This is a genomic window from Olsenella uli, assembly GCF_901212655.1.
Taxonomy (GTDB): Bacteria; Actinomycetota; Coriobacteriia; order Coriobacteriales; family Atopobiaceae; genus Parolsenella; species Parolsenella uli_A.
The window spans coordinates 25-3,012 of record NZ_CAAKON010000039.1 but is presented as its reverse complement, the minus strand read 5'-3'; the positions used below and the strand labels follow the sequence as shown (position 1 = coordinate 3,012).

The 2,988-nt window shown below is 68.3% G+C and carries 2 protein-coding genes and 3 pseudogenes; all 5 read right to left on the bottom strand.

The genetic code is table 11. The features are described from left to right. Positions 1–93: 93 nt before the first annotated feature. Positions 94–843 (bottom strand): TVP38/TMEM64 family protein, encoded by a 750-nt coding sequence (locus tag EFAMC2_RS07270; protein ID WP_261980186.1) that lies wholly within the window; start codon positions 841–843, stop codon positions 94–96. A gap of 190 nt (positions 844–1,033) precedes the next feature. After that, a pseudogene (locus tag EFAMC2_RS10580) lies at positions 1,034–1,162 on the bottom strand (hypothetical protein); the annotation flags it as partial. Positions 1,163–1,307: 145 nt separating this feature from the next. After that, positions 1,308–2,363: pseudogene (locus tag EFAMC2_RS07265) on the bottom strand (HAMP domain-containing protein); the annotation flags it as partial. Next, a complete protein-coding gene (locus EFAMC2_RS10370; RefSeq protein ID WP_261980187.1) occupies positions 2,333–2,572 on the bottom strand; it encodes a winged helix-turn-helix domain-containing protein in 240 nt (79 codons plus the stop codon). The pseudogene EFAMC2_RS07265 and the gene EFAMC2_RS10370, both read right to left, overlap by 31 nt. Positions 2,573–2,680: 108 nt before the next feature. Beyond that, positions 2,681–2,869 (bottom strand): annotated as a pseudogene (locus EFAMC2_RS10365) (response regulator transcription factor); the annotation flags it as partial. Between the last annotated feature and the right edge of the window lie 119 nt (positions 2,870–2,988).

Sequence of the window (2,988 nt, the reverse complement as noted above, 5' to 3'; positions counted from 1 at the left end):
ATCCGGCGTTATCCGGCGGACAAGTCCCACCTCACGAAAACCTACCCCGCTTGGTGGCGGCTCAACGAGATACAAGAAGTTCGAGGACCTTTTCTATTTCGGGCGGCTGCCTCCGTTGTCTTCCGGCGTTGTCGAGTCCCAGGGCAATCGAAGCGTTGCCGATGTTGGCGAACTGCCCGCATCCTCGCCGGCCTGGCTTGAGCGGCGGGACGACCGAGGGGGATGGGCTTCATGCCCGCTTCTCCCTCTTGCGTAGAGTGCGCCTCCTGCGATTGCGAGCGCTGCGGCGATGGCGAGCGTGATGGCGGCGAGGATCCAGTTCCCCTCGGCGGCGAAGCCGGCGGCAAGGGTGGACGAGGCCACCGAGGGGATGCGCCCTATCGTGGTGATCGCGACGGTCTTCCACCAGGGGCAGCTCGTGAGCGCCGCGGCGTAGGTGAGGACGTCTTTGGGCGTCCCGGGGATAAGGAACACGGCGAACATGACCGCTTCGAGCCGTGTCGGATCTTTGAGCCATGGGACGGACCCCATCTGCTCGCGGGTGAAGAACAGCCCGACGAGCCTCGTGCCCAGGGTCTTCACGAGCGCTACGACGGCGAGCGTTCCAGCGAGCGCGCCCGCAAGGCAAAGGGCGGTCCCCTCCCAGAATCCGAACAGGTAGCCAGCCGCGAGCTCGACCGGCTCTCCTGGCAGGACGGCGACGATGATCTGGGCGGCGACCGTCGCGACCATCGCGAGCGGGGCGAGCGCGCCTTGTGCCTCTATGCAGGCGCGCACCGCGTCTATGTCCGAAAAGAAGGCCCAGGCCCGCGGCCCGAGCACCACGCATGCCGCAACGACCAAGGCACCCGCAACGCACGACGCCCGCCCGACCATGGCCCGCTTGGACGCCAGGGCCTCGTCCTCGATCCACTGTTTTTTCTCGGCTTTCGAGCAGCGCATCTTCGCCGCCTTCCCTTCGCCTGCATCTCGATCCTAGGAGGCGAAGGTCAAGAAACCCTCAACAGACGAGAGATTCCGCGGCGGCGCTCCGTCAGGAAGAGACATCGAAAGACGCGACGACGATGCCGCCTCCCTCGGGCGCATCCGACACGGACACCGAGCCCCCGTGCTTGGCGCAGAGGACCGAGCAGATGTAGAGGCCCAGGCCCATGTGGCCGTCGGATCCGCCCGCAGATCCCGTGCGCTCTTCGGCTCCTCGCCAGAACGGCTCGAGCGCGCGAGGCGCGAAGGGCTTCCTTGCGCAGCGGCGCGTCCTCCAAAGAGTCGACCCCGCTCATGGAGTCGGCGAACGCGGCGAGGCGCCCGGCCTGGCGCCGGATGACCGCTGCGGCTTCTTTCACCTTTCCGTCTGCGGTCATCTCGATGAGCTCCGCGCGCCCGCGCACGACGGTGAGGGGAGTTCGCAGGTCGTGGGCGAAGGCGGCGTTCACGCGTCGGCGGTTCTCCGCCGCGCGCCACATTTCGCTCTTCGACCGGGCGAGTTCGGCACGCATGTCCTCGAAGCGGGCGCACAGCCGCCCGAGCTCGTCGTTTCGCTGCGGTTCCATGTTGAAGTCGAGGTCTCCGTCGGAGATCTTGGCCGCCGCTTCCTCCATGGCGGCGACGGGGCGGGCGATGCGGTCTCGATAGAAGAGCCTGCCCGCCACGACGAGGCAGGCGACGAAGACGGCGGGCACCGAGGCGATGTAGCCCCAGGCTACCGCGCGGTAGGCGGGCGAGTCGTCCGGGTAGGGAACGTAGTAGGCGACGTTCGAGACGATGGGCTTTTCGCCGCCCGCGTTGTCGGGCAGCCGTTCGGCGAGGGCGAGGGCGGCGTCGAAACCGGGCCGCGCGGGACGCTCCGCCGCATCGTAGGCGGCGATTTCGGAGAACGAAAGGGGATCGTCGTGGACGTCGGACGCACTTGCCGTCCACGAGGCGTCGAGGATCGTGCCGTCGGGCACCGTGGCGGGCAGGTTGCCGAGGGGGATGGGCTTTGAGTCGGCGCGGGGGCTTCCTTCGACGTAGAGGCTGACGGCACCTGTCCCGGCGCTCTCGCCCTTCGGGGCCTCCGTCCCGTCTTGCCCATAAAGGGACTCGAAGGCGGGGGCCTCGTACCACGACAGCGTCTCGGCGGGAACGAGGGAGTTCGAAGCTTCATCGAAGACGAAGGTCCCCGAGTACGCGTCGGAGTCATCCCCTACCGTGCTCTCCGCGACGTGGGAGGCTACGACGGAGAAGGCGGCCGTCAGCGCGATGGCCGCAATGATCGCTATGGCGGCGTAGAACGCGAACGCCGCCTTGACCGAGCAGTTGGCGATGCGGGCGCGCAGGTCCCCGACCGCCTTCTTCACGCGCGCCACGAGTAGCCCACTCCCCATTGCGTGGCGATTGGGTCCGTCTCGCAACCGGCCTGCGCGAAGGCTCGCCGGATGCGGCGGATGTGCTCCGTGACGACGGAGGGGTCTCCCGGTTCGTCACATGCCAGGTCGTGCACCATGGCGCGGTCGAAGACCTGGCCGGGCCGCTTGGCGAGAAGGGCGACGATGCCGAAGTCCTTCCGGGCGAGCTCTACCGGACGCCCGTTCACGCGTGCCTCGCGGGCGCCGAAATCGATCGAGGTCCCGCACGAGAAGCCGACGACGGCGCGCTCGGACGAGCGCTCGCTTCTGGCGAGGTGCGCCCTCACGCGCGCGCCGAGGACCTCGAGGGAGAACGGCTTCGTGACGTAGTCGTCTCCGCCCGCGGCGAATCCCGCGATGGCGTCGGCGTCCTCCACCCGCGCGGTGAGGAAAGCGATGGGGCATGCGACGCTCTCCCGCACTTTGCGGCACACTTCGAATCCGTCTCCGTCCGGCAGGTTCACGTCGAGAAGGATGACGTCCGGTCCGCGCCGGCACGTCGGTTGACGGCTCGGCCTACAGCTCGCGCCTTCCGTACAGCCCGAGAGAGACGACCGCGGAGGCGGCCAGCATCAGAAGCGAGGCCGCGAGCAGCGCCGCCATA